This window comes from Brevibacterium sp. AGC70 (assembly GCF_057334195.1).
In genome coordinates this window covers 20,688-44,911 of the sequence record NZ_JBHFIH010000002.1, presented here as the reverse complement: position 1 = coordinate 44,911, position 24,224 = coordinate 20,688, and the positions used below count along the sequence as shown (strand labels likewise).

General features: G+C 61.6%; 22 protein-coding genes. 6 read left to right on the top strand and 16 right to left on the bottom strand.

Features of this window, described 5'->3' with window-relative positions:
* Positions 1–44: 44 nt before the first annotated feature.
* Complete coding sequence (locus ACE03M_RS02595) at positions 45–764, bottom strand: GNAT family N-acetyltransferase (RefSeq protein ID WP_485932668.1); 720 nt, start codon at positions 762–764, stop codon at positions 45–47.
* Positions 761–2,077 (bottom strand): MATE family efflux transporter, encoded by a 1,317-nt coding sequence (locus ACE03M_RS02590; protein ID WP_143923808.1) that lies wholly within the window; start codon positions 2,075–2,077, stop codon positions 761–763. Before ACE03M_RS02590 ends, ACE03M_RS02595 begins: the two co-directional genes overlap by 4 nt.
* Before the next feature lie 335 nt (positions 2,078–2,412).
* Here ACE03M_RS02590 and ACE03M_RS02585 point away from each other — a divergent pair, with 335 nt between their 5' ends.
* Positions 2,413–4,911, top strand: coding sequence for an HNH endonuclease signature motif containing protein (locus tag ACE03M_RS02585; protein ID WP_485932666.1), 2,499 nt, complete (start codon positions 2,413–2,415; stop codon positions 4,909–4,911).
* 112 nt (positions 4,912–5,023) lie between these two features.
* Here ACE03M_RS02585 and ACE03M_RS02580 read toward each other — a convergent pair whose 3' ends face one another.
* Both ACE03M_RS02580 and ACE03M_RS02575 read right to left on the bottom strand, forming a co-directional pair.
* The gene (locus ACE03M_RS02580; RefSeq protein WP_485932664.1) at positions 5,024–6,223 is read right to left on the bottom strand and encodes an acetyl-CoA C-acyltransferase; all 1,200 of its coding nucleotides are present in this window, start codon (positions 6,221–6,223) and stop codon (positions 5,024–5,026) included.
* 75 nt (positions 6,224–6,298) lie between these two features.
* Positions 6,299–7,042, bottom strand: a complete 744-nt coding sequence (locus ACE03M_RS02575) for an SDR family oxidoreductase (RefSeq protein ID WP_485932662.1) — start codon at positions 7,040–7,042, stop codon at positions 6,299–6,301.
* Positions 7,043–7,491: 449 nt separating this feature from the next.
* On the opposite strand from ACE03M_RS02575, the gene ACE03M_RS02570 reads away from it, so the two are divergent.
* The 5 genes from ACE03M_RS02570 (at position 7,492) to ACE03M_RS02550 (ending at position 12,283) form a co-directional block, all read left to right on the top strand.
* Positions 7,492–8,715 carry an ABC transporter substrate-binding protein gene (locus ACE03M_RS02570; protein ID WP_485932660.1) on the top strand — a complete coding sequence of 408 codons (1,224 nt, stop codon included), beginning with the start codon at positions 7,492–7,494 and terminating at the stop codon, positions 8,713–8,715.
* An 85-nt stretch (positions 8,716–8,800) separates the two neighbouring features.
* Positions 8,801–9,667 (top strand): branched-chain amino acid ABC transporter permease, encoded by an 867-nt coding sequence (locus tag ACE03M_RS02565; RefSeq protein WP_143923812.1) that lies wholly within the window; start codon positions 8,801–8,803, stop codon positions 9,665–9,667.
* Complete coding sequence (locus ACE03M_RS02560) at positions 9,664–10,809, top strand: branched-chain amino acid ABC transporter permease (RefSeq protein ID WP_485932657.1); 1,146 nt, start codon at positions 9,664–9,666, stop codon at positions 10,807–10,809. Before ACE03M_RS02565 ends, ACE03M_RS02560 begins: the two co-directional genes overlap by 4 nt.
* Positions 10,809–11,579 carry an ABC transporter ATP-binding protein gene (locus ACE03M_RS02555; protein ID WP_485932655.1) on the top strand — a complete coding sequence of 257 codons (771 nt, stop codon included), beginning with the start codon at positions 10,809–10,811 and terminating at the stop codon, positions 11,577–11,579. Before ACE03M_RS02560 ends, ACE03M_RS02555 begins: the two co-directional genes overlap by 1 nt.
* Positions 11,579–12,283 (top strand): ABC transporter ATP-binding protein, encoded by a 705-nt coding sequence (locus ACE03M_RS02550; protein ID WP_485932654.1) that lies wholly within the window; start codon positions 11,579–11,581, stop codon positions 12,281–12,283. The genes ACE03M_RS02555 and ACE03M_RS02550 overlap by 1 nt, the downstream gene beginning before the upstream one ends.
* A gap of 25 nt (positions 12,284–12,308) precedes the next feature.
* Here ACE03M_RS02550 and ACE03M_RS02545 read toward each other — a convergent pair whose 3' ends face one another.
* The 12 genes from ACE03M_RS02545 to pyrG form a co-directional block, all read right to left on the bottom strand.
* Positions 12,309–12,929 (bottom strand): L-threonylcarbamoyladenylate synthase, encoded by a 621-nt coding sequence (locus ACE03M_RS02545; protein WP_143923815.1) that lies wholly within the window; start codon positions 12,927–12,929, stop codon positions 12,309–12,311.
* Positions 12,930–13,013: 84 nt separating this feature from the next.
* Positions 13,014–14,309, bottom strand: a complete 1,296-nt coding sequence (locus ACE03M_RS02540; RefSeq protein WP_485932652.1) for an AI-2E family transporter — start codon at positions 14,307–14,309, stop codon at positions 13,014–13,016.
* Positions 14,310–15,821: a ribosome biogenesis GTPase Der gene (der, locus tag ACE03M_RS02535; protein ID WP_485932651.1), complete on the bottom strand. Its 1,512-nt coding sequence runs from the start codon at positions 15,819–15,821 to the stop codon at positions 14,310–14,312.
* Complete coding sequence (cmk, locus tag ACE03M_RS02530; RefSeq protein ID WP_485932649.1) at positions 15,818–16,477, bottom strand: (d)CMP kinase; 660 nt, start codon at positions 16,475–16,477, stop codon at positions 15,818–15,820. Before cmk ends, der begins: the two co-directional genes overlap by 4 nt.
* A complete protein-coding gene (locus ACE03M_RS02525) occupies positions 16,474–17,592 on the bottom strand; it encodes a prephenate dehydrogenase (RefSeq protein ID WP_485932647.1) in 1,119 nt (372 codons plus the stop codon). Before ACE03M_RS02525 ends, cmk begins: the two co-directional genes overlap by 4 nt.
* Complete coding sequence (locus tag ACE03M_RS02520; protein ID WP_260848236.1) at positions 17,589–18,449, bottom strand: pseudouridine synthase; 861 nt, start codon at positions 18,447–18,449, stop codon at positions 17,589–17,591. The genes ACE03M_RS02525 and ACE03M_RS02520 overlap by 4 nt, the downstream gene beginning before the upstream one ends.
* Positions 18,450–18,467: 18 nt before the next feature.
* Positions 18,468–19,100, bottom strand: coding sequence for an SMC-Scp complex subunit ScpB (scpB, locus tag ACE03M_RS02515; RefSeq protein WP_485932645.1), 633 nt, complete (start codon positions 19,098–19,100; stop codon positions 18,468–18,470).
* A complete protein-coding gene (locus ACE03M_RS02510) occupies positions 19,097–19,936 on the bottom strand; it encodes a segregation and condensation protein A (protein WP_485932716.1) in 840 nt (279 codons plus the stop codon). Before ACE03M_RS02510 ends, scpB begins: the two co-directional genes overlap by 4 nt.
* A 74-nt stretch (positions 19,937–20,010) precedes the next feature.
* Positions 20,011–20,880, bottom strand: a complete 870-nt coding sequence (locus ACE03M_RS02505; protein ID WP_143923821.1) for a ParA family protein — start codon at positions 20,878–20,880, stop codon at positions 20,011–20,013.
* 39 nt (positions 20,881–20,919) lie between these two features.
* Positions 20,920–21,867, bottom strand: coding sequence for a site-specific tyrosine recombinase XerD (xerD, locus tag ACE03M_RS02500; protein ID WP_143923822.1), 948 nt, complete (start codon positions 21,865–21,867; stop codon positions 20,920–20,922).
* Between the two features lie 10 nt (positions 21,868–21,877).
* A complete protein-coding gene (locus ACE03M_RS02495; protein ID WP_485932642.1) occupies positions 21,878–22,525 on the bottom strand; it encodes an NUDIX domain-containing protein in 648 nt (215 codons plus the stop codon).
* A 13-nt stretch (positions 22,526–22,538) separates the two neighbouring features.
* Entirely contained in the window at positions 22,539–24,221 is a 1,683-nt protein-coding gene (pyrG, locus tag ACE03M_RS02490) for a CTP synthase (RefSeq protein ID WP_485932715.1), read from the bottom strand.
* Positions 24,222–24,224 lie beyond the last annotated feature (3 nt).

Sequence of the window (24,224 nt, the reverse complement as noted above, 5' to 3'; positions counted from 1 at the left end):
GCTGGGCTGGCTGGTTCCTGATGTCATGGCTGACTTCGCCTCAGTCACTTGAGCCGGCGGACGAGAATGTCGGCGTCTCCATTGCGCCCGACCGTGACGAAACCGCGGTCGTGGTAGAGACGAGCCGCGCCGTTTCCGTCCTCGACGGACAGGCTGACGGCTGGGAAACCGCTCATCTTCGCCAAGGTGCACACCACATCGAGGAGCATGCCGCCGATTCCTTGGGACTGATGATCAGGCAGAACAGCCAATGACAGCTCGGGGATGTCCCCGGCCACCCAGCCGTACCCGGTGAAGCGCGAACCCGCCTCGGCGGTGGTGTCGGTCGACTTTTCGATCACTGCATCGAACGCGGCCAGACGCAGCCATGCGAGTCCGATGATCTCCGGTTCTGAATCCGCGGCACCGGTGTGTCCGTCGGCGGACAGGTCGTCGGCAGGCTGCTCATCGGCAGGCTGCTCATCGGCAGGCTGCTCATCGGCGGACTGCTCATCGGCGGCGTCTCCACCGTTCGGGCCCTTCGCATAGGCGGCCACCGCAATGTCGCCCTCGCGCCCCCAGTCCTTGAAGTAGAAGGCCGCATCGTCGCGCTCGAGGAGCTCATCGACGTCGATCCTCGGCTTGTCCAAAGACCAGTTGAAGCACAGATCGAGGAAAGGTAAGAATGCCTCATCTGGGGTCTCTGGACCCAGCGGGCGGATCCGTGACCTGAGTTCGGTCCGGCGAGCCGCCTCGGCGGAATCCTGGTTCTGACGTTCGTTCATGAGGTTCCTTTCTCGACCGCACGAGCGATCCAACTGCGATTGCGCACCCGCCATCCCAACGTCAGCGCCCGAAGGCCGACGAAGCCGATGCAGAACGCGGCCCACAGGCCCAGAGCACCGGGCCAATAGAGGACGATCGGAATCAGCAGGATCGCATATCCGCCCACAGCAACCAATTGTGCCAGAGCCAGATATCTGGCGTCCTCGGCACCCATGAGGACGCCGTCGAGGACGAATACATAGCCGGCGATGGGCATACTCAGGGCCAGCACGGGAAGGAGACTCGTCATCAGTGCGACTACTGCCGGGTCCGAAGAGAAGCCGCGGGGGATGATTCCGGCACCTGCTAACAGGATGAGACCGACGATGACCCCGAAGACGATGCCCCACAGACACAGCCTGCGGTTGATCGCGGCCACCGCGTCGACGTTCCGTGCGCCCAGCTGCAGTCCGATCAGGGCCTGACCGGCGATCGCCAGTGAGTCAAGGGCGAGTGCGAGAGCGAAGAAGATGCTCTGTGCGACTTGGATCGCGGCGAGCTCGGTCGTTCCCATAGCGGTGGCGAGGAAGACGAGGATGATGAGAGCCGCGCGCAGGGATGCATTGCGCACCAGCAGCCAGCCGGAGGTCTTCGCCGAGGAGAGCACTCCGGACCAGTCTGGTCGGAACGTGGCGTGGAATCGTCGTGCCGCCCTGATCGAGATCGCCACATAGACGGAGCACATCCCCGCTTGCGCGATGACGGTGCCCAGCGCGGAGCCGGCAACTCCCATATCGAGGCCGTAGATGAAGATCGCGTTCAACCCGATGTTGGCGATGCATCCGGCCGCTGCCACGATGAGTGGTGTGCGCGTGTCCTGCAGCCCGCGCAGGAGTCCTGTGGCGGCGATGACGACGAGCATGAACGGCAGGCCCCACCAGGAGATGGCGAGATAGGAGTGCGCCCCCTCGGCTATTTCAGCGCCGGGTTCGAAAGCAGCGATCACCGGCTTGAGCAGAGGCAGCCCGATCGCCAGCAGCAGCACTGAGGTGCACAGGGCAAGCCAGATTCCGTCGAAACCCGCGTTGATGGCACCGGAGCGGTCTCCGGCACCCATTCGCCTGGCGACCCGAGGGGTGGTGGCATAGGCGAGGAAGATCATCAGTCCGAGGACGGTCTGCAGAATCGTCGACGCGATCGCCAGCGATCCCAGTGAACCGGCGCCGAGGTGGCCGACCATGGCCGTGTCAGAGAGCAGGAAGATGGGTTCGGCAATCAGTGCTCCGAGGGCCGGAAGTGCCAAACGGAGAATGTCTTTGTCGATCGCTGCCACGGATTGAGTCTAGCGAATCGGTGACGCAGCTTCTCAACACGGTTGCGCAGGCTCTCGTGTCGGTGGCGCTCGTTCCTGTGTCGGTGGCGCAGCTTCTCGCGTCAGTGGCGAATGGGATCATTTAACAACAAACAGGACTTTTTCTACAGTAATTGCCGAAGAATCCTCATATGAGTCTCAAAGCGACGTCTTTACGCACTATATCTATTTTCTATCCCTTGATTGTTCGTCTATTATTCGAATCTTCCCGGCTTTACGTTCTATTTTTGGTTATACTGTGACTAGACGCCAAATTATCAGCAGACTCCACATCGCAGTGGAGAGGAGGCGACGCGATGAAGCACATGGACGATGACAGCTCTCACTTCGGTGTGCACTCGGATGATTCCAGCTCATCAGCCTTCAGCGGCCGCAGCCTTGATATCGATGAAGATTCGCCATTCAGCGACCTGTCGGCTGTCTACGCCTGCAGCGACCAGGCACAGTTTGCGGCACTGGACGCAACCAGCAGCATCTTCGTCCGAGAGGTTGCGCACTACCTTGGCCTCGCGGGTCCTGACCTGACGAATCCATACGACTTCGCGCCGCTCGCGGAGACCGTCAGTCGACACAGCTGCCGCAAACGCCCCAGCGGCCGTTCCACGAAGAGCACGAAGGCGAGCGCCAAATCGGGCAACACGGGTGACGCGGGTGACACGGGTGGGGCGGGCGAGGCGGGCACAGCTGACGCCGCCGGCGGGTCAAGCAGAAAGAAGGACCGTGGAGCGGGGCGAAGGAAGCGTCGTGAACAGAGGGAAGCCCGAGAACATCCTGAACCGCTTCCCGACTTCCCTGCGTACAGACCCACGTCGACGTTCAACGGATGGACGCATCAATACGCTTGTGCCGAAGACATCAGCGAATACTCGGCACTGCTCGGCGCGACTACGTCCGGAGCCTATAAACACATCACCTCTGCGATGACCTTGGTGCACGGGCTCCCGAAGTTCCACCAGCGTTGCGTCGACGGCGATTTCACCATTGAACATGTTGCCTTCGTGACGCGTCGTTGCCGGGACGTCGCATTCAGATACCTGCCGAGCATTGATGACTATCTGGCCGACAGGCGTGCGGATATCACAATCGAAACGTTCAAACGCTCTCTCGCGCTGAAGATCGCGGCGACCCAACCAGCACAGGAGACCCTGGAGAAGGTCGCAGTTCGCCGCCGAGTCGATATCAGCACGGGTGATGACGGCACCGCCTACCTCACTCTCACCGGGCCAGCCCCCGAGCTCCACGCCTGCTATAGAAGAGTCGAAGCATTCGCTCGCTCCGTCTACAAGGGAAACACTTCCGCGTTCGGCGACCAGCTGAGCCCCGGAGACTCATTCGAAGACGACCGCGGCATCGATGCGCTCATGCTCGACATATTCACTCGTACCCGGCCGCAGCTGAAACTGCGGATCACCAGCAACAACACCACAACTGGCGAGACGACGAGTACCGACTTCCCGATCGACGGTCTGTTCGTGGGACCAGACGGTGTCCCCATATCTCCTGAAGAATCCCTACTCGATTACATCGAGCGGACCTTCGGCAAGATGGACGACGAGGTTTCAGCGCCGGCCGACGCCGAAAAGGAAGATCAGGGGCAAGCATCGTCCGACTGCTGGCTGCGCGACCCACGGTTCTTCGAAGCGCTGAAGAACAGCCGACCAGCACCCGGTACCTCATTTTGGCCGACAGGGTTCGACCCTGATACGGCATTCGGCTCTGGTTCCTCGTCCGAACCTGACGGATCAACGTGCGAAGTCAGCTACGAGGTTCTCCTCGACTTGCCCACCCATGAGTATTGGCTCTCCCACCAGGCGCGGACGACGATCACCGTTCCTATGTTCACGCTGCTCAGCCAGTTCCTGGCTACCTCCGACGACGCAGCGAACGCAGCAGAAACCGCAGCCGCAGAAGGAACAGAGGCAGCCACGGCGACAACGTCTGCTTCGACCGACACCGCTGCCGAGCAACGGACGGATACAGATGTATGTGATTTGGCCGGAATGCTTCCAGACGGCTCTCCCCTTCCAGCCGACATGGCGCGCCGGCTCGCGGGATGTGCATCGATATGGACGCGGATCCTCACAGACCCAGCGACCGGCACGCCGCTCGATGCAAAGGCCACCAGTTACACGATCCCCAACAGCATTCGACAGCCTCTCGCCGCACAATGGATGAACTGCACCGTGCCCGGTTGCACTCGTCGTGCCGAGCTCACCGAGGTCGATCACATCATTCCCTTCGACCACGACAGTCCACAGACCGGCGGTCTAACTCGATTCGGCAATCTCCACAATCTGTGCAAGCTCCATCACCAAGCGAAGACAGACCGGAAGTTCTCAGTCAGAATGACAGAACCTGGGCGGCTCGAATACATCTTCAGGCACGGAATCACCACCGAAGTCATGCCGCCCGACAATCCGATCAACGTCGAGCACGCGAGACTCTTCCTCAAGTATTTCGCCACCGCCCCGCCCCAGGCGACTGTTCCACCACCGGCTGCGTCTTCGACAGCCGCGCCTCGAACAGCTGCGTCCTCGACGGAATCTGCACCTCAGAGGGAACCTGCACCCGCTGACACAGAGAATCCGCCCAGGAAGAAGAACCGACGCCAGAGATCAGAGACGGCAGAAGAAGAGCCGTCGACCATGCAGTCCAAAACTGCACAGGCGACGGCTGGTCCCGCCGAGGGACTCCAGTCCCCCGGCCGGGCCGAATACATCGATCCCTTCTCCCACCGACCCGAACAGAACGCGAAGCAGTGGTTCTGGGACTCGGGTGAACAGCCACCGTTCTGATTACTCGGTATGTTCTGATGACTCAGTATGTTTCGATGACTGAGTTTGCTCTGATGGCTCAGCCAGCCCTGATGTATCAGCTGGCTCTGGTGTTTCTCTCGGTGATGTTGACTCAGCAGACTTCGAAGAGTCCCGCAGCACCCTGTCCGCCGCCGATGCACATCGTGACGACGACATACTTGACTCCGCGACGACGCCCCTCGATGAGAGCATGGCCGACAAGGCGACTACCGGTCATTCCGTATGGGTGACCGACTGAAATACCGCCACCGTCGACGTTGTACTTCTCAGGATCAATCCCCAACCGGTCACGGCAGTAGAGGGCCTGCACCGCAAATGCTTCGTTGAGCTCCCACAGCCCGATGTCATCGATCGACAGCCCCTGTGCCTTGAGCAGCTTCGGAACCGCGAAGACGGGCCCGATCCCCATTTCGTCGGGATCACAGCCGGCCACTGCCATACCTCGATAGATGCCCAGTGGCTCCAGACCTCGCCGACTCGCTTCATCGCCCGACATCAGCACCGAAGCAGAAGCGCCGTCGGAAAGCTGCGAGGCGTTGCCCGCTGTGATGCTCGGAACCTTGGACGCATCGCCGGGCTTGAGCACGGGATTCAACCCTGCCAAACTCTCCAATGTCGTCGATGGACGGTTCCCCTCGTCGCGCTCAAGCGTCACCTGCTGGGTCGACGATTCCTTCGTCTCCTTGTCGACGACGATCTTCGTCGACGGCAACGGTACGATCTCATCATCGAACCGACCGGCCTCCTGAGCGGCGGCAGTCCGCTGCTGCGAGGACAGCGAGTATTCGTCCTGCGCTTCACGACTGATTCCATACCGCTCTGCAACCACCTCGGCGGTGGCGAGCATCGGGTAGTAGATTCCGGGAACATGTTCGACCAGCCACGGGTCCTGCGCCCGGTACATGTTCATCTTGTCGTTCTGCACCAGCGACACCGACTCAACGCCTCCGCCGACTGCGATCTCCTGGCCGTCGAAGAGAATCTGCTTCGCTGCCGTCGCAATGCCCATCAGACCGGAGGAACACTGACGATCGATCGTCATTCCGGGGACTGTTGTGGGGAGTCCTGCTCGGAGTGCCGCTTGGCGTGCGACGTTGGTGGACTGGCTGCCCTGCTGGAGGGCCGCACCGAGGACGACGTCATCGACTTCGGCCCCTTCCAGACCGGCCCGTGAGACAGCGTGAGAAATGGCGTGGCCAGCAAGTTCCTGGGCCTGAGTGTCGTTGAACGCTCCTTTGTACGCCTTTCCGATCGGAGTTCTTGCGGTGGAGACGATAACTGCTTCGCGCATGATGTGCCTTTCTTCAGTGTGGTGCGCCGGACCTGAGTTCGCCGCGATGATCGTGGAACCAGAATTCGCTGCGGGTCAGTCCTTCGGCCCTCCGGCCACATAGATAACCTGACCGGAGACGAACCCGGCGCCTTCGGAAGCGAGGAATGAGGCGGTGTGGGCAATGTCTTCGGGTTTTCCCGTGCGCGCCACCGGAATCTGGCCGACTCCCGCTGCGATGAAGTCGTCATAGTTCACGCCCATCCGCTCAGCGGTGGCTTTGGTCATATCTGTTTCGATGAGGCCGGGCGCAATCGCGTTTGCCGTGACCCCGAACTTGCCGAGTTCGATCGACCACGTCTTCGTCATCCCCTGGATCCCTGCCTTGGCAGCAGAGTAGTTCGTCTGCCCGCGGTTGCCCTGCGCCGATGTCGACGACATCGATACGATGCGTCCGAATTTCGCTTCCACCATGTATGACTGAACGGCCTTGGTCATCAGAAATGCCCCGCCGAGATGAACGGAGAGGACCTTTTGGAATTCCTCGTGAGTCATCTTGAACAGCAGGTTGTCCCGAAGAATGCCGGCATTGTTGACGAGGACGGTCGGAGCACCGAGAGTCTCCGCGACAGTCTTCACAGCGGACTCGACGGAGGCTTCGTCAGAGACATCGGTGTCGACTCCCAGCCCCTTCATACCTGCGGATTCGACAGCCTTGACCGAGTCTTCGGTGGGGCCCATGTCGAGGATCGCGACGTTCATTCCGTCCGAGGCCAGGCGCTGGGCGATGGCGGCTCCGATGCCGCGGCCGCCACCAGTGACGATTGCTGTCCGAGTCATGACGATTTTCCTCCGAGATGATAGTTCGTAATTGATGACGAGGAGGGTGACCTGGATCTCACCTCTCGCAGTTTCCACCATAGACCACAAAAGTAACTGAACGATTGTTTGCTCAAACATTGGACCGCGGATTTCACCCGCCTTTGCCAGATGCCCACGTAAGTGCGAACCGGGCGCAAGCCAGGCGCAAGCCACGGGTGAGCCAGGCGCAAGCCAGGCCGCACAAGCACGAAGGACAGATGACAAGTAAGCATGAAGGACAGATGACAAGTAAGAAGGACAGATGTCAGGGATTTCGAAAATGCGATTGACATCACATTTGATGATGTATAGGTTCCTATCTAAGCCTCAATCGAATATTCGTTCAGATTGGCTTCGGGCTTCCGCTCAGGCATCCCGACAACCTTGAGGAGCGTTGTTGCTCCGTCTCACTTTTCAAAGGAGAAAAGATGACCTCAACCCCGCGAAGGGCGAGCCGTCCTGTGCTTGCGGCGGCCGTGATCAGCACATTCGCACTGACCCTCGGAGCCTGCGGTGGGGGCGGTGGAAGCGGTGACTCCGGTGGCGATGACTCGGTCGTCATCGGCTATACCGGCCCCCTGAGCGGCGGCGGCGCGGCCTATGGAGAGAACGTCCAGACGGGCCTCCAGATGGCTGTCGATGACCTCAACAAGGATGGGCTCGAAGTCGGCGGGAAGAAGGTCACTATCGAGCTCAAATCCCTTGATGACAAGTACGCACCCTCCACCGCGGCTAGCAACGCCCAGCGTCTGGCAGACCAGGACAAAGCACCTGTCGTCGTCTCCCCCAATGCCGGCGCGATCAAAGCGATTCAGCAGATCAACGACGGCCGATCCAAGTTCATGATCTCCGCGTACACCTCGGATCCCGCCATCGTGCAGTCTGACAATCCGCTGACGATGATGATTCCGCCGAACTTCGAATCCTACGCCAAGCCGTTCACCGAACAGGGAATGAAGAATGGTGGCAAGAAGCTCGCGCTGCTCGGCACACAGAGTGAATACGGTCAGCAGTGGACGAAGGCAATCACGGACGAGTGGAAGAAGGCGGACGGCAAGATCGGCGCAGACAACAGCATTGACTACGCCACCGTGTCGGACTTCGCGGGCCCAGTCTCAAAGGCCCTGTCCGAGAAGCCGGACAGCATCTTCGTCGGTGGCCCCTCACAGCCGACTGCGCTGATCATGGAAGAAGCGAAGAAGCAGGGCTTCGAGGGCAGCTTCCTCGTCATGGACCAGGCGAAACTCGACGAGATGGCAACCGTGACGAAGCCCAAGAACCTGACGAATTCCGTCGGAGTGCTGCCCGTCAAGGAATACGAAGATCCGGGCACGAAGGACTTCCTGAAGAAGTTCGCGGAGGTTGCCGGTGAGAAGAAGGTGGCGACCAGCGAGACGGCGCTGAACTATCAGAGCATCGCCATCATCGCCAAGGCGATGGAGGTCGCAGGGACCACCAGCGATCCCGAGAAGATCCGGGCGGCAGTGCCGGATGCGCTGAGCGAGGTCGACGACAAGTACAAGGTCAACGGCTTCCCGACGAAAATCACCGATCAGGGGCATTTGATGAATCCTGAATTGGAGGTCACCTACCTGAACAAGGACGAGAAGTACACGAAGGTACCCGTCGAACAGGTTTCCGACGCCAAGTAGTCACCATCGTCGGCGCTTCCCACAGCGGGGTATGAGCTTCATGCCCCGCTGTCGCGCCGTCTGACGTCCTGTGAGGATTCGCTTCATGACACTTTTCACCCAACAGCTCTTCAACGGCGTTGCACTCGGCGGTGTGTACTGCCTTGCCGCAATCGGTCTGACCCTGGTCTTCGGCGTCCTGCGCATTCCCAACCTCGCGCACGGTTCGCTGTACATGCTCGGCGCCTACGTCACGTACTTCTTTCTGACCACTGTCGGCGTGCCCTACGTGGCTGCCATCGGCATTGCAGCACTCATCCTGTTCGTCCTCGGTGTACTGCTCGAACGCTTGGTCTTCCACCCTCTGCGCAACTCACCGCACACTCATCACATGATTGCCGCCATCGGCGCCATGTTCTTCTTCCAGGCCGTCGCGCAGGCGATCTGGGGTGCTGATTTCCGGAGGATGGAGACACCGATCTCCGGAAGCCTGAAGATTCTGGGCGCAGAGATCTCCACGCAGCGCATCGTGATCATCGTGACTGCGGTCGTTGTGCTCTCCCTGCTGACATGGTTCATCAAACGGTCCATTCACGGCCAGACGATCGAGGCCATCGAGCAGGATCGGACCGGAGCCGCTCTGGTCGGAATCAACCCCGCGATGGTCTCGATGCTCACCTTGGGCCTATCGGCACTTCTGGTGACAATCGCCGCCGGCCTCGTGTCTCCCATCAACCTCCTCTCCCCCACTATGGGTGATTCGCTCAACCTGAAGGTGTTCGCGATCATCATCCTCGGCGGGCTCGGTTCACTGCCGGGCGCCATCGTCGGCAGCTTCGCGCTTGCGATCACCGAGACGATGACATCGACGTACATCTCCTCGGCTGTCGGCGAAGCCGTGGCCTTCATCGTTCTGGTGGCGGTCCTGGCGATCAAACCCACGGGCCTGTTCGCAAAGGCGGTGCAGCGATGAGTGCACTGAAGAATCCTCGAATCATCGGAACCTTGGCCGTTCTGCTCATCATTGCCCTGACACCGATGGCATTCGGCGATGAGAATTACATCATGCGCGTGATCACCGTCGGCCTGTGTTCGGCGATCGCGGTCTACGGGATGAACATCATCCTCGGCTTCACGGGGCAGCTGTCACTGGCCCAAGGCGGGTTCTTCGGAATCGGAGCTTATACAGTCGGCTTGCTGACGACCGATTTCGACTGGTCGTTCTGGCAGGCTTTCCTCGTCGGAGTGGTCGGCACTTCTGCCATCGGGTACCTGTCCGGACTGATCGCACTGCGTACGAAGGACGAGTACTTCGCCATCTTCACGATGGCCATCGGCTTCATCATCTACCTGACCATCAGCCGGTGGGAGGCGGTGACTCACGCCCATTCCGGCGTCAACAATGTGAAGTTCCCCGAGGCTGGAGACATCGTGGACTTCAGCAATCCGACAGCGATGTTCTACCTCGTCTTCATCATTCTGCTGATCTGCGTCTACATCACCTACGCGATTCGACGCTCAAGCGTTGGACGCACGCTGCTGACGATTCGCACCAGCGAAGACCTTGCCGATGCGATCGGCGTCAATGTGGGGCTGAGCAAGCAGCTCGCCTTCGCCGCCTCGGCGTTCTTCGGCGGGATCGGCGGCGGCCTCTACGCCTCCGTGGTCGGTTTCATAGGCCCCGATGCGGCGACCGTGGACAAGACCTTCGAGTTCCTGATGTTCATCCTTGTCGGAGGAATGGGCACTGTCGCGGGGCCACTGGTGGGCACAATGATTGTGACCTTCCTCTTCGAGCTCTTCCAGGACTTCCAGGCCTACCGTTTCATCGTGCTCGGACCCATCATCATCGCTCTTGTGATCTTCGCACCTCGCGGAATCGTGGGGTATCTGGGAGGGTTCATCGACAAACGAGCTCGGAAACGACGGATCGGCTCGGCCCACAAGGATGGGGCTGCCCGGTCACACGGCAACGCACAGGCAGACGGCACTGCCACAACAGACGACTCTGTTCGGGCCGCCAAGTCTGCCGACTCAGACGGCTCCACTCGTGCCGGCGCCGCTGAGCGCAGGGAAACGGCTGCCGACACCATCACCACCGAGGAGGAGAAGTGATGCTGCTCGAAATTCGAGGGCTCGGGAAGCGCTTCGGCGGCCTCGATGCCGTGAAGAACGTCGATCTCGATGTGCAGGAAGGACAGATCACCGCTGTGATCGGCCCGAACGGTGCCGGCAAGTCAACGCTGTTCAATCTCATCCACGGGTTCTATCGCCCCACCGCCGGAACCGTGTTCTTCAACGGTCGTGATATCACCCAGTCGTCTCCGCACAACTCGGTCAACGGAGGTATTGCGCGAACCTTCCAGACGACGCACCTCTTCGATGATTCCACGCTGTTGGAGAACGTGTTGGCCGGTCGCATCGTGCGTTCCAGGTCCCATGTGTTCGACGCGATCTTCCACACTCCACGGCATCGACGCGAATCGGCGCTCAACCACGACAAGGCGCTCGAGGCACTCGAATTCTGCGGTGTCGCCGAGTTCCGCCACGATCTTGCTTCAAATGTGCCGCAAGAAGTGCAGAAGCGTACGGCCGTGGCCATGGCGTTGGCGACCGAACCGGAGCTGATACTCCTCGACGAGCCGGCAGGAGGCATTCCCGAAGAGGAGACGACGGACTTCGGCAATCTCATCCGTTCCCTGCCCAGTCGCGGGGTGTCGGTGCTGTTGGTCGAACACAAGATGTCGATGGTCATGGACCTGGCGGACACGATCCTCGTCCTCGATCACGGCCAGAAACTGGCGATCGGCTCTCCAGCGGAGATCCAGAGCAATCCAGACGTGATTCGTGCCTACCTGGGATCGACCAAGGATGAGGAGAACTGATGCTGTCTCTGGAGAACATAAGCGTCGGCTATGACGCGACTGATGTGCTGCACGGGGTGAGCATCACCGCTCGGCCCGGTGAACTGACGGTGATCCTTGGTGCGAACGGGTCTGGGAAGACCACCTTGTTCAAAACCATCAGCGGACTTCTGCGAACTCGCTCGGGAACGATCGAATACGACGGGCAGACGATCCAACGAACGCGCCCCAACAGCATCGTCAAGCGCGGCATCGCACATTGCCCCGAGGGGCGGCATCTCTTCGGGAAGATGTCAGTGGAGAAGAATCTTCGGCTGGGCACGTACCCGCACAGGGACCGCACCCGCACCGAGGAGATCCTGAGCGAAGTGCTCGAGCTGTTTCCCATCCTGAAGGAGAAGTCAGCCCAGCCGGCAGGTTCGTTGTCAGGCGGGCAGCAGCAGATGGTGGCGATCGGTCGCGCACTGATGTCGGATCCCAGTCTGCTGATCTTAGACGAGCCGTCTATGGGGTTGGCTCCCCTCGTTGTCGAACAGGTGCTCGAATCGATCGCCCAGATCAACAGGAACGGGATCGGTGTGCTGCTCAGTGAGCAGAATGCGAAGGCTTCATTGGCGATCGCTCACCGCGGTTATGTGCTGGCAGAAGGACGTGTAGTGCTCGCCGATGATGCCGAGAGACTGCTCGACAATCCCCAGGTGCAGGCAGCCTACCTGGGGTTGTGAGCGAGCTCGTCGGAACCGCCGACGCTCATTCGAAGCGTGAGACGTCTCCGGCCCCGACGCGTGCGACCTCGGGTTCCCGACCGGTGAAGTCGATGACGGAGGTGGGAACTGTTCCCGGCACTCCCGACTCGATGACCACATCCACATCGTGTCCGATCTGATCGACGACATCGTCGGCCTGGGTCAGCGGGTCCTCTGCGCCAGGCAGCAGCAGCGTCGATGACAGAATGGGTTCGCCCATCGCCTCAACAAGTGCCAGAGCAGTGACATTCTCCGGGATCCGCGCACCGACCGAGTGCTTTTTGGCGTGCATCATACGACGTGGGACTTCCTTCGTCGCCTTCATGATGAACGTGTAGGGCCCCGGGGTCATCGACTTGATGACCCTGAAATCAGAGTTGTCGACGATGACGAACTGTCCCAACTGCGCGAAGTCGCGGCACATCAGAGTGAAGTGATGTTTCGAGTCCAACTGTCGGATGCGGGTGATCCGCTCGATCCCAGCCTTGTTGTCTAAGGCACAGCCCAACGCATAGCACGAGTCTGTGGGGTAGGCGATCAGTCCGCCGTCCCGCAGAGTCTGCACGGCCTTTTCGATCATTCGGTTCTGTGGATTCTCAGGATGGATCTTCAGTAGCGTCGCCATACTTCATGCTAACCATTCACAGCGCACGAGGCGAGAGGCAAGGCACAATCGCTCGGACAATTCTTCGTCCGTCGACCCAAGGGGTCAATTCGTCGGCGACTCGTCTGCCCGCGTGCCAGGTGACTTGCCTGAGGTCGACACGTGAGCTTGCTCATCAGGTGACTCAGGTGGCTCAGGTGATTCAGGAGTCTCGCCGTCTGCATCGGACGCTGAGGCATCTTCCCCAGAGTCCTCCTCAGCCGTCCCGAGAGGCGACACCGGTGGGTCCTGCGCCGACGAATTCGCAGTCCCAGGGTCGGAGGCGATGAGGATGTTCACCCATTTCGCCTTCGGGTCCGCATCGACGAGCAGCGCCTTCAACAGCAGCGTCGCAGGCAGCGCGAGCAGGGCGCCGAGCCATCCGAACACCCACACCCAGAACAGCAGCGACAGGAAGGACACCAACGGTGTGACTCCGACAGACTCGCCTGTGAACTTCGGTTGGATGATCGATTGGATGACGAAGTTGAGCACGCTGTAGGCGATGACGACCCACAGGCCCGACTGCCACCCGCCGTCGACGAGTGCGAGCAGCGCGGGAGGAATGAGACCGATGACGAAACCGATGTTCGGAATGTAGTTCGTCAGGAATGCCAGCACACCCCAGACCCAGATCAGCGGCACATCGATGATCGCCAAGGCGATGACGTCGAGGAGAGCGACGATGAGGCCGAAGATCGTCGCCACGATCCAATAGCGTCGCACCCCACTGGCGAAGCCGCTCAGCGAGGCCGAAAACGCGGGTTTGGCGTCGTGCAGCATCAGCATGCGCTTATTGATGCCCATTGAGTCCATGGCGACGAAGAACACCGCCATCACCACGGTGGTGAGCAGGCCGGCGACCATCGAGACATTGGTCAGCAGCGGGTAGATGGCATCGAAGATGGATCTGACATCGAACTGTTTGAACTGCTCTTCGAGCACCGTGGACGTCACACCGATGTCGGATAGGAAGGCCAAGGCGTTCTGGTAGTTGGCGACCAGCTGCTCGCCGTAGCTGGGAATGAGGATCACGAGCTCTGCGACAGACCATGCCGTGAGCCCGAAGAAGCCGAAGATCATGACCAGCACGAGGATCACTGAGATACAGGCACCGATTGCCCGTGGGACCTTCAGCTTGGTCAGATAGTTCTGCAGCGGATAGACGACGATGTAGAAGTTCAGAGCCAGGAACACTGGAGCGGCGATGTCCTGAAGTCCCCTGAAGAACATCAGAGCATACGCGAGGCCGGCAAGAGTCAGCGCGATTACCAGCACCCTGGCAGGCTGACTCGTATGCCAAGGACGATGCTCCCGAGTCAGCCCCTGCGGCTGCTCGCGGATCTGACCGTCATCGCTCACTCAGCGCCCTTTCCGCTTCTCCCTGATCCGCATCGACACCTCAATGGGAGTTCCCTTGAATCCGAACGTCTCACGCAGACGCCTGATGATGAAACGACGATACCCCGGATCGAGGAAGCCGGAGGTGAAGAGCACGAATTTCGGCGGGCGAGATTGTGCCTGGGTACCGAACAGGATCCTCGGCTGCTTGCCGCCGCGCACCGGGTGGGGGTTCGCTGCGACCAGTTCCCCGAGAAATGCGTTGAGTCGTCCGGTCGGGATGCGCGTGTCCCACCCCTCCAGAGCCGCTTCCATCGCTGGGACCAGTTTGTCGGCGTGGCGTCCTGTCTTCGCTGAGATGTTCACTCGCGGTGCCCAGGCCACATGTGCCAGGTCCCGTTCGATCTCACGTTCGAGGTAGTAGCGACGTTCGTCGTCGAGCAGATCCCACTTATTGAACGCCAGCACCACGGCACGACCGGCTTCGGCGGCTGTCGTGACGATGCGGACGTCCTGCTCACTCAGCGGTTCCTGGACCTCGAGGAGGACCAGGGCCAGCTCAGCGCGTTCCAGAGCGGTCTGGGTGCGCAGCGCCGCATAGAAGTCAGCACCGCTGGCCTGATGTGCTCGACGGCGGATGCCGGCGGTGTCAACGAAACGCCACTGCTTGTCACCGAGCTCGATGAGTTCGTCGACCGGGTCACGGGTGGTGCCGGCGACATTGTCGACGAGCACACGGTCGGAGCCGATGAGCTGGTTGAGCAGGGAGGACTTTCCGACATTCGGTCGGCCCACCAGAGCGATCCGGCGCGGTCCGCCGTCTTCGATGCGGGTTTCGACGGCGGAGACCTCAGGCAGGATGTTCAGCACTTCATCGAGGAGGTCAGCGACCCCGCGACCGTGGAGTCCGGAGACCGTCCATGGCTGTCCCAGGCCCAGGCCCCAGAGCTCGGCGGCCATGAGCTCGCCGCGTTCGTCATCGACCTTGTTCGCTGCCAGGATGACGGGCTTCTTCTTCCTCCGCAGCATCTTCACGACCAGCTCATCGGTCGCGGTCGGGCCGGTCGTCGCATCGACGACGAGGACCACGGCATCGGCCATGTCGACTGCGACCTCGGACTGGATCGCGATGCGGGAGGCCATGCCCTTGGAATCGGAGTCCCAGCCGCCGGTGTCGACGAGGGTGAATTCCTTCGTGTTCCATTCCGCCCGGTAGCTCACCCGGTCACGGGTGACTCCGGGGACGTCTTCGACCACGGCTTCGCGGCGGCCGAGGATCCTGTTGACCAGGGTCGATTTGCCCACGTTGGGGCGACCGACGACGGCTAGGACGGGATCAGCCCCGCGGGTCTCTTCGGCTTCGAAGTCGAAGCCGTAGGCGTCGAGCAGTGCCCGGTCTTCGTCTTCGAGATCATAGCTGGAGAGTCCGGCTTCGAGAGCAGTCGCCCTCTTCTCGGCCTCCTCGTCGCTGATGTTCTCGAGACGCTCGGCCAGATGCTCGTCCGGGTTCTCGTGGAATTCTGAATCAGTCATTGTGAGTCCTTCACCAGTTTCAGCACCGTCTCGACCACCTGGTCGAAATCGATGTCACTGGTATCGAGTGTGTAGACGCCTTCGGAGGCCTCTAGGAAGCTTGTTGTCGCTGAGTCCTTGGCGTCACGGCCTGTGACCTGGGATTGGGTGGCGGCGAGTGCCTCGGCGTCGGCATTTCCATGGAGCTCCTTGGCCCGGCGGGCCACGCGCACCTCGTCACGAGCGGTCATGAGGATGCGGACCGGGGCATCCGGAGCCACAACGGTCGTGATGTCACGCCCCTCGACGACGATTCCCGCGGGTGCCGCGGCGATGATGGTCCGCTGCATGTCGATGAGTTCTTCGCGGGCATCGACGACGGCAGACACGGTCTGCACGTTCTCCGATACCTCGGGTTCACGGATCTCCTCGCTGACATCGATTCCGTCGACGGAGACGAAGAACTCGTCCGGATCGGTCGAAATCTCCAGATCGACCCCGCGCACCTGTTCGAGGACGTCGACCGGGTCGGTCACACCCCGGTTCAGGCACAGCCAGGCCATCGCACGGTACATGGCACCCGTGTCGAGGTAGCTGTAGCCCAATCGGCGGGCCGTTTCCTTCGCGGTGCTCGACTTGCCGACCCCGCTTGGTCCGTCAATGGCGACGACGCTCATGCAATTCCCTCTTTCTCGATGGCGGATTCAGGAATCTGCCATCCCTTCGACAACAAACCGATTTCAAGTTCCTGCTGGGTGGCCGGCACCACCGAGACATCGACGATTCCGAGCTTCTGGTCCGGTGCGTGGTCCATCCGGAAGTCCTCGACGTTGATGTTCAGGTCACCGATGTCCTTGAACAGTGTGGCCAGGGTTCCCGGGGTGTCGGGAATCAGGATCGTGACTACAGCATATTTGGTCGGAGCCTGTCCGTGCTTGCCTGGGATCCGATCGTGACCTTCGTTGCCCAAGGCAATGGCCTTGGCCAGCGCACCGGTTGCGCCCGGGCCCATCTCCAAGGCGGTGATGACCTCGTCGAGTTCGGTCCGCAGGTCCAACAGCACGGAGCGGACCTCCTCGGAGTTTCCGGCCAGGATCTGTGTCCACAGACGCGGATCGGAGGCGGCGATCCGCGTCACGTCCCGCAGTCCCTGACCTGCCAGTGCGACTTCCTCCAGCGGCGCATGCCGGAGCTGGGAGGCGACCAGAGAGGCGACGACCTGCGGCACGTGGGAGACCTTCGCGACCGCGGCATCGTGGATGCGCGGATCGAGGTGGATGACCGAGGCGCCGGTGGCCTCCGCCATGGTCACGACCTCACCGAGGCGGTTGTGCGGTGTGTTCTCGTCCGAGCAGATCACCCATGGTCGAGCTGTGAACAGGTCCGACCGGGCAGCGATCGCTCCCGACTTCTCCCTGCCTGCCATCGGGTGGCACCCGATGTAGCGGTCGAGTTCGCTGCGTCCGACGAGTTCACGCACCGATTCGAGCAGGCTGGTCTTGACGCTTGCGACGTCCGTGACCGTGGCGTCCGGGTATGTTTCCAGAGCCGTTGCGATGGTCTGGGCCGCGACATCGGGTGGGGTGGCGATGACGACGATCTGCGGATCCCCGCCATTGCCGCCATTGCTGTCATTGCCGCCATCGGCGAAGATCGTCCCTGCACCCAGATCGGCTGCCAGCTGCTGAGCAGTCGGTGAGGTGTCCTCGAGGCTGACCTGGTACTTCTGTGCGCTCAGCGCCAGTCCGAGGCTTGCACCCAGCAGACCCGTGCCGATGATGTGGATTCTCACAACCCGACGGCCTCGAAGAGCTCGCCGATCTCATCTGAGCGCAGTGGGCGGATCTTGCCCTGTTTCTGTTCGTCCAAGGTGATCGGACCGAACTTGATCCGCACCAGACGCTCGACCGGGTTGCCGACCTCTTTGAGAAGTCGACGCACGATCCGGTTGCGCCCCGAATGCAGAGTCAGTTCGACCACCGACTTGCCCGGCGTCGAGTCCACGAGTTTGAACCCATCGACCTTGACGAAGCCGTCCTCGAGGTCGATGCCGGCCTTGAGGCGGGAACTGACGTCCTTGGCCAGCTGCCCCTTGACCTGAGCGAGGTAGGTCTTGGGAATCTCGTAGCGAGGGTGAGCCAGTCGGTTGCTCAGCTCTCCGTCGTTGGTCAGAAGGATGAGTCCTTCAGTCTCCGTGTCGAGGCGTCCGACGTGGAAGAGTCGTTCGACGTGGTTGTTGACGTAATCCGCCAAGCATGGTCGACCGTCCGGATCGCTCATCGTCGACACGACACCCGCCGGTTTATTCAGCACCAGGTAGACCTTCGCGGTCTGTGTCGAAATTCTCATTGTGTCCACGTATACGGACTGGGTCTCGGGGTCGATTCGGGTGCCCAGCTCGGTCACCATGGCACCATCGACTTCGACCCGACCGTCGAGGATCAGCTGCTCACATGCACGACGTGAGCCCAAGCCCGCCTCGGCGAGGATCTTCTGGAGCCTCACACCCCCGCTGACATGGGCATCCGACTTCTCGCCCGTGCCTGACTGCGAACGCTGGGAGCCCTTTGAAGAGGTGCTGGATCGCTGTTTTCGGGTCGGACGATTGTTGCGCCCGCCTGGCGCTCGGGGATCACGGTATGGACTCATAATCTCCATTCTCTCAAATCAATCGTCAACTCGTGACATCTCGTCGTCGAGATCGGCCATTTCATCCTCCACGGAGGCCAGAACCTCGGAATTGTCGGCACCCAATTCGGCGACATCGGCGTCCTCGGGAAGGTAGGGAGCGATCTCCGGCAGGTCATCGATGCTGTTCATCCCCAACGCGTCGAGGAACTGGTGCGTGGTGGTGTAGAGCAGCGCCGAGGTGGTCGCTTCCTTCCCCGCTTCGACGATGAGTCCGCGCAGGAGCAGAGTGCGAATGACACCGTCGACGCTGACCCCTCTGATGGCGGCGATGCGCGGACGCGATATCGGCTGCCGGTAGGCGATGACGGCGAGTGTCTCGAGCGCAGCCTGGGACAGTTTCGCACTCTGGCCAGACGTGAGGAAGTCCTTGACGATCTCGTGATAGTCCCCGCGGGAGAAGATCCTGAAGCCCCCGGCGACCAAGCGGATCTCGAATCCGCGCTGCCGTCCGCCGTCTCTGCCGTCGTAGTCGGCCTTGAGCTCGGCAATGGCATCCGTGATCGTGTCCTCGTCGAGTCCGAGGGCAGTGGCCAGCTCATTCGCCGACACTGCGGAGTCGCTGATCATGAGGACCGCTTCGATCCCGGCCAGAATTTCGTCGTCGATCATGCAGATCCCTCTTCGTCATCGTGCGCATTGTCAGGTTCGCCGTCGATGCCTTCAGCGTCCGCGCTGGCGACTCCTTGGACGTTCTCGGCGTCAAATTCCGCATCGCCGTCCCACTCCCCCTCGGTGCGCAGGTCCACCCCATCGTCGGTGGACTCGGTGCGGGAGATGAACAGCGGTCCGAGCGGCTCCTCTTGGGCGAAGTCGCAGAGGCCGACCTTGAACAGCTCCAGCAGTGCCAGGAACCGGGCCACGACGACCAAGGTGTTCTCGGACGTGTCGAGGAGTCTCTGGAAGTCGAGGTCCCCGGACCGCAGCAGGCTGAGGATGTGGCCGCGCTGCTCAGAGACGCTGACGAGGGGCAGGTGGATGTGGTCGACGGCGACGCTCGGCGGCGTGTGATCGCGCTGGAGCACAGTCGCATAGAGTCCGGCCAGCTCACCTGGGCCGATATGGATCTCCAGCGGGGGCAGCACGTCCTGGAACTCGGGCTCGAGTCCAACGCTGCGGGGCGCCCTGATCGATCCCGCGGCCATGGCATCGGCGAAGAATCTGCTCACGGATTTATAGGCCCGGTACTGCAGCAGGCGGGCGAAGAGAAGATCGCGGGCCTCGAGCAGTTCGAGGTCGAGTTCCTCTTCGCCGTCCTCGTTCGGCAGCAGACGTGCCGTCTTGAGGTCGAGGAGAGTCGCAGCCACCAGCAGGAACTGGGAGATCTCGGCGAGGCTGGAACCGGCTTTGGCACCTGCTCGTTGGCTCAGACCGGTCGTGTAGGCGATGAACTCATCGGTCACCTCGGCGAGGGCGATCTCCGTGACGTCGAGACGACGTTTGGAGATCAGGCCCAGGAGCAGGTCGAAAGGACCGGAGAAGTTCTCCAGCTCAACCTGGAACCCTTCGTGTACGGTCTCGCTCAGGGTGCGCCTCCACGGGCGATGAGCTCCCTGGCAAGGCGACGGTACGCCTCGGAGCCTGCATGCTTGGGGGCGAAGCTCGTGATCGGTTCGGCAGCGACCGAGGCGTCCGGGAACTTCACGGTGCGGTTGATGACCGTATCGAAGACCTTGTCATCGAAGGCCTCTGTCACGCGCGACATGACCTCCTTCGAGTGGAGGGTGCGCGAGTCGAACATCGTGGCCAGGATCCCGTCGACGACGAGGGAGGGATTGAGGCGGTCCTGGATCTTCTCGATGGTCTCCACCAGCAGTGCGACGCCGCGGAGGGCGAAGAACTCGGTCTCGAGCGGAATGATGACACCGTGCGCCGCCGTCAGAGCGTTGACGGTCAGCAGTCCCAGGGAGGGCTGGCAGTCGATGAGGATGACATCGTATTCGTCGGTGACCTTTGACAGCACTCGTGAGAGGATCTGCTCACGGGCGACCTCGCCCACGAGCTGGACTTCGGCGGCGGAGAGATCGATGTTGGCCGGGAGGATGTCGATGTTCTCGAAGTCAGTGCTGACGATGACCTCGTGCGGATCCATCCGCGAATTCATCAGCAGGTTGTAGATGCTGATTTCCAGGTCGTAGGGGTTGACGCCCAGACCGACGGACAAGGCACCCTGAGGGTCGAAATCGACGAGGAGCATCTTGCGCCCGTAGGCGGCCAATGAGGCGCCGAGGTTGATCGACGAGGTCGTCTTGCCGACGCCGCCCTTCTGGTTGACCATCGCGATGATGCGGGCAGGCCCATGAGTGTCCAGCGGTGCTGGCTCGTCGAAGTCCTGCTGCTCAGGGTCAGTGGATTTCGACTTGGGAATATCCAGTGCCTGTTGCGTATTCATCACCCGGATGGCCACCTTTCGTTGCTCTCTGCCCCAACCCTACCGCGCCCGGGGGTGAGAGGTCGCGTACACTTCCCGCAATGTTTCCTCTGACACCTTGGTATAGATCTGCGTGGTCGTGACTGACGCGTGTCCCAGCAGTTCCTGGACGACGCGAATATCGGCCCCGCCCTCCAGCAGGTGTGTCGCGAACGAGTGCCGGAACGTATGCGGAGAGACTTCTGCTTCCAGCCCTGCGAGTTCGCCTGCATCCTTGACGATCTGCCACGCGGTCTGACGCGACAGGCGAGTCCCCCGCGCATTGAGGAACAGGGCCCCGGCCGGTGCTGATGATCTGGCCTTCGCTGCCATGCTCGGTCGGATCCGCGACACCCAGGCACCAAGTGCTGTGGAAGCGTGGGAGCCGAAGGGCACGATCCGCTCCTTCCCGCCTTTTCCGTAGAGGCGTACGAGGCTGGTCTCGAGATCGACGTCGTCGAGGTCGACCCCGACAGCCTCGGAGATCCGTGCCCCCGTTGCGTAGAGCAGCTCCAGAAGTGCGGCCGCTCTGACCTGTGCGGGCTCCTCGCCGCCTGTTGTGGCCAGCATCGCTTCGACATCGTCCAGTGACAGCGCCTTGGGCAGGCGCAGCCCCTCCTGTGGAGGGCTCACCTCTGATGCGGGATCCGTGGCCGCCAATCCCTCACCGAGGGCGAATCCGTGGAAACGACGCACCGCAACGAGTGCTCTCGCACGAGTGCGTGGAGCCAGGTTCTCATCGAGCAGATGCAGAGCGAAGGCTTCGACGTGGGTGCGTGCGACCTCGCCGAGGCGACCGATCCCCTGCCCGTTCAGCCAGGTGCCGTACCTGGCCAGGTCACGGGCGTAGGCATCGATGGAGTTCCGCGAGAGCCCACGCTCGAACCGCAGTGAGTTCAGGTACGTTTCGAAGGCGCGGGACAGCGACTGCGGCAGCTCCGGGAGCAGTTCGGCACCGTGCCGGGCCATGGGTCAGACCTCAGGCTCGCGGTCGGCCATCAATGAGACGGCGGGGCGCATCGACGCCGCGGGTTCTGATGGGCTCCCCGGCGGCTTCGGCACGCAGGATGCGGTCCACCTGCAGGATCGCCAGCTGCGCGATCGAGTTCGTGATCTCTCCCGCGCCCACTGCGTCGAGAGCCTCGTCGAGGCTGGCCCAACGGAATCTGAAGCCGGCTTCCTCTTCGCTGCGTTCGTGCCGGTCCTCATCGGCGATGAGCTCGAGGTCCCTGGCCAGGTAGAGGCGGATCGATTCGCTGCTGCCGCCTGGTGTCAGGCAGGAGTCGGTGAGGACTTCCCAACGTCCGGCCCGCAGATCGGCTTCTTCTGCCAGCTCTCGCTTCGCAGCGGCGAAGGGATCTTCGCCGGGGATATCGAGGAGACCGGCGGGAACTTCCCAGAGCCTGGCCCGGACGGGATGGCGGTACTGCTGGACGAGCAGGATCCGCTCCTGCTCATCCACGCACGCAATGGCAACAGCACCCGTGTGAGCCATCATGTCACGGACCAGCCCAGATGCTTCGGGCAAGTCGAAGGTCTCTCGCCGGATGTTCCACACCGCTCCGTGGTAGACCACGTCGGATGCAGTGATTGTCGGCGTATAGGCCTCGTCGCGCAGATCGCTCATTCGGGGGTCCTGCCTATTTTTTGGACTTCAGTGCCGCTGCCACGAGTCCTGCGAACAGCGGATGCGGCTTAGTCGGGCGTGACTTGAGCTCGGGGTGAGCCTGCGTCGCCACGTAGTAGGGGTGCTCGGATTCCGGCAGCTCGACGAATTCCACGAGTTCCCCGCTGGGCGAGGTGCCCGAGAAGTGAAGACCGGCCGTGGCCAGCTGATCACGGTAGGTGTTGTTGACCTCGTAGCGGTGACGGTGGCGTTCGGTGATGAGCGTCGAATCGTAGACTCCGGCGACGACGCTTCCTTCGTCGAGCTTCGCCTCGTAGGTGCCCAAGCGCATGGTTCCGCCCAAGTCGCCTTCGCCTTCGACGATGGAGAGCTGTTCGGCCATCGTGGCGATGACGGGGACCTGCGTATCGGGATCGAATTCGGAGGACGATGCATCGTCGATGCCGGCCACGTTCCGGGCATACTCGATGACCATGCACTGCAGGCCCAGGCACAGGCCCAGGGTCGGAATCCCGCTCGTCCGGGCGTATTTGAGTGCGCCGAGCTTGCCGTCGATGCCGCGTATGCCGAAGCCACCGGGTACGCAGATCGCGTCCAGACCGGACAGACGCTCACGAGCGCCTTCCTCGGTGTCGCAGTCATCGGAGGCGATCCATTCGACCTTGACCTTGGCGTTGTTGGCGAATCCACCGGCGCGCAATGCCTCGGTGACCGACAGATAGGCGTCCGGGAGGTCGATGTACTTGCCGACGATGCCGACGCGCACGGTGTGCTCGGGGTTGTGGACGCGCTCGAGAACCCAATCCCACTTCGTCCAGTCGACATCTCGGAAGGGAAGGTTGAGGCGACGGATCACGTAGACGTCGAGGCCTCCGTCGTGGAGGACCTTCGGAATGTCGTAGATGCTCGGTGCGTCCACGCAGGACACGACGGCGTCGGACTCCACGTCGCAGGAGGAGGCGATCTTCGTACGGATCGAGTCTGGAAGCTCCCTGTCGGAGCGCAGCACGATCGCGTCGGGCTGGATGCCGATCGAGCGCAGTGCCGCCACAGAGTGCTGAGTCGGCTTCGTCTTCAGTTCGCCGGAGGGTCCGAGGTACGGAACCAGGGACACGTGGATGAAGAACACGTTGTCGCGGCCGATGTCGTGTCGAACCTGTCGTGCGGCCTCGAGGAACGGCTGGGATTCGATGTCACCGACGGTTCCGCCGATCTCGGTGATGATGACATCGGGACGTTCGTCGATGGGCCGTTCGGCCTGGGCCCGCATCCGCGACTTGATCTCGTCGGTGATGTGCGGGATGACCTGAACGGTGTCGCCGAGGTAGGCCCCGCGACGCTCCTTGGCGATGACCGAGGAGTAGACCTGTCCGGTCGTCACGTTGGCTGCGCCGTCGAGATCGACGTCGAGGAAACGTTCGTAATGGCCGATGTCGAGGTCGGTCTCAGCACCGTCTTCGGTGACGAAGACTTCGCCGTGCTGGAAGGGATTCATTGTTCCGGGATCCACATTGAGGTAGGGATCCAGCTTCTGCATTGCTACCGAGAGTCCGCGTTGAGTGAGCAGGTGGCCGAGGCTCGAAGCCGTCAGTCCCTTGCCCAACGAAGAGGCAACGCCTCCCGTGACGAAGATGTGCTTTGCCGTATTTGTGCCGCCTGGGCCAGTTCGATTCACCACGGGATTTGATCCTATCAAAGT

Coding starts and splice junctions, on each gene's coding strand:
- scpB (WP_485932645.1), bottom strand. CDS start 19,100: ATGATCGACGACGAAATTCTGGCCGGGATCGAAGCGGTCCTCATGATC.
- ACE03M_RS02585 (WP_485932666.1), top strand. CDS start 2,413: ATGAAGCACATGGACGATGACAGCTCTCACTTCGGTGTGCACTCGGAT.
- ACE03M_RS02565 (WP_143923812.1), top strand. CDS start 8,801: ATGACACTTTTCACCCAACAGCTCTTCAACGGCGTTGCACTCGGCGGT.
- ACE03M_RS02505 (WP_143923821.1), bottom strand. CDS start 20,880: ATGAATACGCAACAGGCACTGGATATTCCCAAGTCGAAATCCACTGAC.
- der (WP_485932651.1), bottom strand. CDS start 15,821: ATGACTGATTCAGAATTCCACGAGAACCCGGACGAGCATCTGGCCGAG.
- ACE03M_RS02495 (WP_485932642.1), bottom strand. CDS start 22,525: ATGAGCGATCTGCGCGACGAGGCCTATACGCCGACAATCACTGCATCC.
- ACE03M_RS02595 (WP_485932668.1), bottom strand. CDS start 764: ATGAACGAACGTCAGAACCAGGATTCCGCCGAGGCGGCTCGCCGGACC.
- ACE03M_RS02555 (WP_485932655.1), top strand. CDS start 10,809: ATGCTGCTCGAAATTCGAGGGCTCGGGAAGCGCTTCGGCGGCCTCGAT.
- ACE03M_RS02550 (WP_485932654.1), top strand. CDS start 11,579: ATGCTGTCTCTGGAGAACATAAGCGTCGGCTATGACGCGACTGATGTG.
- xerD (WP_143923822.1), bottom strand. CDS start 21,867: ATGGCCCGGCACGGTGCCGAACTGCTCCCGGAGCTGCCGCAGTCGCTG.
- ACE03M_RS02560 (WP_485932657.1), top strand. CDS start 9,664: ATGAGTGCACTGAAGAATCCTCGAATCATCGGAACCTTGGCCGTTCTG.
- ACE03M_RS02575 (WP_485932662.1), bottom strand. CDS start 7,042: ATGACTCGGACAGCAATCGTCACTGGTGGCGGCCGCGGCATCGGAGCC.
- ACE03M_RS02580 (WP_485932664.1), bottom strand. CDS start 6,223: ATGCGCGAAGCAGTTATCGTCTCCACCGCAAGAACTCCGATCGGAAAG.
- cmk (WP_485932649.1), bottom strand. CDS start 16,477: ATGAGCGTCGTCGCCATTGACGGACCAAGCGGGGTCGGCAAGTCGAGC.
- ACE03M_RS02570 (WP_485932660.1), top strand. CDS start 7,492: ATGACCTCAACCCCGCGAAGGGCGAGCCGTCCTGTGCTTGCGGCGGCC.
- ACE03M_RS02520 (WP_260848236.1), bottom strand. CDS start 18,449: ATGAGTCCATACCGTGATCCCCGAGCGCCAGGCGGGCGCAACAATCGT.
- ACE03M_RS02545 (WP_143923815.1), bottom strand. CDS start 12,929: ATGGCGACGCTACTGAAGATCCATCCTGAGAATCCACAGAACCGAATG.